At 63.1% G+C, this 5,328-nt stretch carries 6 protein-coding genes and 1 pseudogene; 3 read left to right on the top strand and 4 right to left on the bottom strand.

Features of this window, described 5'->3' with window-relative positions; all coding sequences use genetic code 11:
* Positions 1 to 323: 323 nt before the first annotated feature.
* Together apbC and dcd are read left to right on the top strand one after the other, a co-directional pair.
* Complete coding sequence (apbC, locus tag XpopCFBP1817_RS19320) at positions 324 to 1,175, top strand: iron-sulfur cluster carrier protein ApbC (RefSeq protein WP_128418327.1); 852 nt, start codon at positions 324 to 326, stop codon at positions 1,173 to 1,175.
* A 95-nt stretch (positions 1,176 to 1,270) separates the two neighbouring features.
* Positions 1,271 to 1,840, top strand: coding sequence for a dCTP deaminase (dcd, locus tag XpopCFBP1817_RS19310; RefSeq protein ID WP_128418326.1), 570 nt, complete (start codon positions 1,271 to 1,273; stop codon positions 1,838 to 1,840).
* Positions 1,841 to 1,865: 25 nt separating this feature from the next.
* Here the strand turns inward: dcd and XpopCFBP1817_RS19305 are convergent, their stop codons facing one another.
* The 4 genes and pseudogenes from XpopCFBP1817_RS19305 to XpopCFBP1817_RS19290 form a co-directional block, all read right to left on the bottom strand.
* Positions 1,866 to 2,051 carry a LiaI-LiaF-like domain-containing protein gene (locus XpopCFBP1817_RS19305; protein ID WP_128418325.1) on the bottom strand — a complete coding sequence of 62 codons (186 nt, stop codon included), beginning with the start codon at positions 2,049 to 2,051 and terminating at the stop codon, positions 1,866 to 1,868.
* Positions 2,052 to 2,164: 113 nt separating this feature from the next.
* Positions 2,165 to 2,329 (bottom strand): annotated as a pseudogene (locus XpopCFBP1817_RS23375) (LiaI-LiaF-like domain-containing protein); the annotation flags it as partial.
* A 27-nt stretch (positions 2,330 to 2,356) separates the two neighbouring features.
* Positions 2,357 to 2,773 carry an HIT domain-containing protein gene (locus XpopCFBP1817_RS19295; protein ID WP_128418324.1) on the bottom strand — a complete coding sequence of 139 codons (417 nt, stop codon included), beginning with the start codon at positions 2,771 to 2,773 and terminating at the stop codon, positions 2,357 to 2,359.
* Positions 2,774 to 2,805: 32 nt separating this feature from the next.
* The gene (locus XpopCFBP1817_RS19290; protein WP_128418323.1) at positions 2,806 to 3,468 is read right to left on the bottom strand and encodes a dienelactone hydrolase family protein; all 663 of its coding nucleotides are present in this window, start codon (positions 3,466 to 3,468) and stop codon (positions 2,806 to 2,808) included.
* 178 nt (positions 3,469 to 3,646) lie between these two features.
* On the opposite strand from XpopCFBP1817_RS19290, the gene rimO reads away from it, so the two are divergent.
* Positions 3,647 to 5,011 carry a 30S ribosomal protein S12 methylthiotransferase RimO gene (gene rimO, locus XpopCFBP1817_RS19285; protein ID WP_128418322.1) on the top strand — a complete coding sequence of 455 codons (1,365 nt, stop codon included), beginning with the start codon at positions 3,647 to 3,649 and terminating at the stop codon, positions 5,009 to 5,011.
* The last annotated feature ends 317 nt before the right edge of the window (positions 5,012 to 5,328 follow it).

The raw sequence follows: 5,328 nt of genomic DNA, 5'->3' as shown, positions 1-5,328 counted from the left end.
GCTCGACGTCATGTTCCTCGGATTCCTGAGCTTCGTCCTGATCGTTGAAGGGCTTCGTATGTGTTAACAGGCCCTAATAATTTGTACATATTTGTGAAATTTGTTGCTGTTTACATTCGTATGCCGTGTAGCGCGAATTTCTGGTGGGGCGTGGGACGCAATGACGTGTGGCCGAGTCGGTAGACTGGCGACCTCTCTTAGCGCTGCGGCTGGCGATGTCGCCATCGCTGCCGCAGCAGCACACGACGAATCAGGTAGGCAATGACGACGATGTTGCAACGTGCTTCAAGCAAGGCGATCGACCTCCCTCAGAGCGCACGCGCATGACGGGCGAGCGCAGAACCCCCGCGCATGCGGTCCAGGGCGCGCTGGCGCCGCATCCGCGGATCCGCAATGTGATTGCGGTCGGCTCGGGCAAGGGCGGAGTAGGCAAGTCGACCACGGCGGTGAATCTGGCCTTGGCCTTGCGCCAGCAGGGCGCGCGCGTGGGGCTGCTGGATGCGGACATCTACGGGCCGAGCGTGCCGGCGATGCTGGGCCTGAGCGGGCGGCCGGATAGCCCGGACAACAAGTCGATCGAGCCGCTGCGCGCGTTCGGCATCGAGGCGATGTCGATCGGCTTGCTGGTCGATCAGGACACGCCGATGATCTGGCGCGGCCCGATGGCAACCTCGGCGTTGACGCAACTGTTCAACGACACGCTATGGGACGACCTGGACTATCTGCTGATCGATCTGCCGCCAGGCACCGGCGACATCCAGCTGACCCTGTCGCAAAAGATCCCGGTTGCCGGCGCGGTGATCGTCACCACGCCTCAGGACATCGCCACGCTGGATGCGCGCAAGGCCTTGAAGATGTTCGAAAAGGTGGAGGTGCCGGTGCTCGGCATCGTCGAGAACATGGCGGTGCACACCTGCTCCAACTGCGGCCACCGCGCGCATCTGTTCGGCGAAGGTGGGGGCGAGCGCATGGCGGCCCAATACGGCGTGCCGTTGCTGGGGTCGTTGCCGCTGGAGATTGCGATCCGCGAGCAGGGTGACGCCGGTCAGCCGATCGTGGCCGCCGCGCCCGAATCGCCAGCGGCGCAGGCCTATCTGGCCGCCGCTTTGCGCCTGTCCGAGGAACTGGGCAAGCGCCCGCGCGCCAGCATCCCGATTTCGGCCGCGTTGCTGTAGCGCGCTGGCCGGCTGCTGGCGCCGGCCGCTGCTAGAATTCGCCGTCTTCGCGCGGGCCGTTGGGTCTGTCGCTTTTCGTCTTCAAGGAACATCACATGAGCATCAAGAGCGACCGCTGGATCAGGCGCATGGCCGAGCAGCGGGCGATGATCGAGCCGTTCGAACCCGGCCAGATCAAGCACGACGCCGCCGGCCAGCGCATCGTCAGCTTTGGCACGTCCAGCTACGGCTACGACGTGCGCTGCTCGCGCGAGTTCAAGATCTTCACCAACATCAACTCGACCATTGTCGACCCGAAGCATTTCGATCCTGGTAGCTTTGTCGATATCGAGTCGGATGTCTGCATCATCCCGCCGAACAGCTTCGCGCTGGCGCGCACGGTGGAATATTTCCGCATCCCGCGCGACACCCTGGTGGTGTGCCTGGGCAAGAGTACCTACGCGCGCTGCGGCATCATCGTCAACGTGACCCCGCTGGAGCCGGAGTGGGAAGGCCACGTGACCCTGGAGTTCAGCAACACCACGCCGTTGCCTGCGCGCATCTACGCCAACGAAGGCGTGGCGCAGATGCTGTTTTTTCAGTCCGACGAAGTCTGCGAGACCTCGTACAAGGACCGCGGCGGCAAGTACCAGGGCCAGACCGGCGTGACCTTGCCGCGCACCTGATGCGGTATGCGGCCGTGACCTTGCCTTAGCAGGTCGCGGTCGTGCGCTCGCGGTCGCGCAGCAGTTGGCGCACGCCAGCGGCGATCAGCAACGCCGGCCACCAGATCGAAACCAGGTTGCCAAGATCGAAACGGGCCAGCCCGAGGTTGTCCAGCAGGAACAACGTGCCCAACGTGCCCAGAAACAGGGCAGGGATCAAGCGATAGCGCAGGGCGATGTCCTCGGTGGGTGTGGGGCCATGCTGCGCGCAATGCGCCTGCCGATCAGGTGCCGGAAGTCAACAATTGCGGATGACAAACGTCGTGCCAGCAAACCCATCCGATCCCCCATTCCCGCCTTACTTCCCCCGCCCAAACAACATGCCAACGCCGCAGGCCACCAGGTAGCAATCAGCCGACCCAGGCTGACATTGGTCCAGCCCAGGTTATTGGCCAGAAACAGCAGGCCGACGAGGATCAGGATCAGCGCGGCGACGACATTGGATTTCATGCGGAAGGGTGGTTGAAAGACGGGCGCCTATCGTAGCCGTTGCGCCCACGCAGCGACACGGTGTTGCAACGTATCGGGCGCGAAACGCTGCACGCTGCCACTGCCCCACACCGGGCCGGGCCAGGCCGCATCGCCCGGATGACGGCCCACCAGATGCACGTGCAGCTGCCGCACGATGTTGCCCAGCGCGCCGATATTGAGCTTGGTCACTTCGGGCTCCACACGCAGCAATTGCGAGAGCTGGTTGATCTCGGCCAGCAACAGGCGTTGCTGGCTGCCATCCAGATCGATCCATTCGCTGACATCGGCCACCCGCGGCACCAGCACCAGCCACGGGAAGCGGCTGTCGTCCATCAGCCGCACCTGCGACAGCGGCCCGTCGGCGACGAACACGCTGTCGGCCGCAAGGCGCGCATCGAGCTGGAAACGGTTCGCTGCGGACATGATGGGTGCAGGCTGGCTCGGTGCGGGCTTAATCATCCCAGATGCGCGTCGAAGAAGCCCAGGCTGCGCTCCAACGCGCGCTGGGCACTGTCGGCATCGTAGTGGTTGGGGTCGATGCTGCGGTTGAAGGCGTGGCCGGTTGGATACACGAAGGTTTCCATCTGCGGCAGCTTCTCGCGGTGGGCCTGGATCGCCTCCGGCGGAATGCTGGCGTCCTGCTCGCCGAAGTGGAACATCACCGGCGCCTGCGGGATTTCGTCCAGCAACTGGGTGTTGCGGCCGCCGTAGTAGCTCACCGAGGGCAAAGCCAGGCGGATCGCCGATAGCAGCGCCACCGAACCGCCCCAGCAATAACCCACGGTACCGACCTTGCCGGCGCGGCTCAGCAGAGTCGCTGCGGATTTGACCACGTGCACCGCACCTTCCAGGCCCACCGCATTGGCCAGCGCCAGGCCGCGTTGGACGCTTTCCTGGTCATAAGGTAGCTGCACGTCCTTTTCTTCCAGATCGAAAAAGGCCGGTGCCAGCACTTCGTAGCCGCGTGCGGCGTAGTCGTCGGCCACCGCGCGGATATGTTCGTTGACGCCGAATATTTCCTGAATCACCACCAGGCCGCCGCGCGGGCTGGAAACGGGCGTTGCGTGCCAAGCGGCGACCTGGCCGTCGGGGGTGTCGAGCGTGGTCCAGTGACCCATGGGAACTCCTGATGCAGTAGGGGAGTGGCGCATTATCGACCGGATCGGCGACGTTGCAGGTGAGGGTCCCGCCAAGATGACCTTGCTGATCAGGCGCGCGGTTCAGAGCGCTGCCCGCGCGCCGCTATAATCGCTCCACTCAGGCCCCAGGCCGCTCCGTTCCCAGGCTCCTGCTTCCATGTCCCAGCTGAACCCCAAAGTCGGCTTCGTCAGCCTTGGCTGCCCGAAGGCGCTCGTCGATTCCGAACGCATCCTCACCCAGCTGCGCGTGGAGGGCTACGACATCGTGCCCAGTTACGACGCGGCCGACGTGGTGGTGGTCAATACCTGCGGCTTTATCGATTCGGCGGTGACCGAATCGCTGGACGCGATCGGCGAGGCGATGAACGCCAACGGCAAGGTGATCGTCACCGGCTGCCTGGGCAAGCGCCCGGAGCAGATACGCGCGGCGTACCCGCAGGTGCTGGCGGTGTCCGGCCCACAGGATTACCAGAGCGTGATGGAGGCGGTGCACGCCGCGTTGCCGCCGCGCCACGACCCGTTCGTGGATCTGGTGCCCGACTACGGCATCAAGCTGACGCCGCGCCATTACGCCTATTTGAAGATCTCCGAAGGCTGCAACCACCGTTGCAGCTTCTGCATCATTCCGTCCATGCGCGGCGATCTGGCCTCGCGTCCTGTGGATGAAGTGCTGCGCGAAGCCGAGCGCTTGGTGCGCGGCGGCGTCAAGGAATTACTGGTGGTCTCGCAAGACACCTCGGCCTATGGCGTTGATCTGAAATATGCCGAGCGGCCGTGGCGCGACCGCCTGTATCAGACCCGCATGAAGGCGCTGTGCGAGGGGCTGTCGGAGCTGGGTGTGTGGACGCGTCTGCATTACGTGTATCCCTACCCGCACGTGGACGATGTGATTCCTTTGATGGCCGAAGGCAAGTTGCTGCCGTATCTGGACATCCCGTTCCAGCACGCTAGCCCGCGCATCCTCAAGCTGATGAAGCGGCCAGGCGCAGTGGAGAAGACGCTCGAGCGCGTGCAGCGCTGGAAGGCGATGTGCCCGGAGATCACCGTGCGCTCCACCTTTATCGTCGGCTTCCCCGGCGAGACCGATGCCGAGTTCGAACCCTTGCTCGACTTCCTGGATCAAGCCCAGCTCGATCGCGTCGGCGCGTTTGCGTATTCCCCTGTGGAAGGCGCCAGCGCCAACGCGCTGCCGGATCCGGTGCCGGAAGAACTCAAGCAGGAGCGTCTGGCGCGCTTCATGGTACGGCAGGCGGACATTTCCGCGGCGCGGTTGGAGTCCAAGATCGGCAGCGTGCAGCAATGCCTGGTCGACCTGATCGAAGACGATATCGCGGTGGCACGCTCACGCGCGGACGCGCCGGAAATCGATGGCCTGGTGCATATTCAGAACGGCGGCGAGCTTGGATTGAAGATCGGCGATCTGGTCGATGTGGAGATCACCGACAGCGACGAGCACGATCTGTTCGGCGATGCGTTGCCGACAAAGGGTAATCGCGGGATTGAACTTGCGGTGATCAGCTAGGGCAAGATCGTAAGGTTGCGTAGAAGAGCTCGTACATGAGTTTCATTGCGAGCTCTGCGTCTTCGCGCATGACGGTGCGCGGGTGTTTTCTTTCGGTTATGAGTCGGTGTCCGAGAGTGTGGTCTAGGTCGTCGGCTTCTTTTCGATGCGCGTAAGCGTTTCTTCTTTTAACCAGCAGGTCGAGATTTTCCAGGAAGTCCTGGCTTAAAACTACATCGGGTATTGAAATTTTTCTTATCTCTTTAGGGCACCTCGAACAACCAAGTCGTAGCCGTGGTGACACGCACTGGATGATGACCATACCTTCAAAAAATCAG

The sequence above is a fragment of the Xanthomonas populi genome (assembly GCF_002940065.1).
Lineage (GTDB): Bacteria > Pseudomonadota > Gammaproteobacteria > Xanthomonadales > Xanthomonadaceae > Xanthomonas > Xanthomonas populi.
This window is presented reverse-complemented; position numbering and strand designations above follow the sequence as displayed.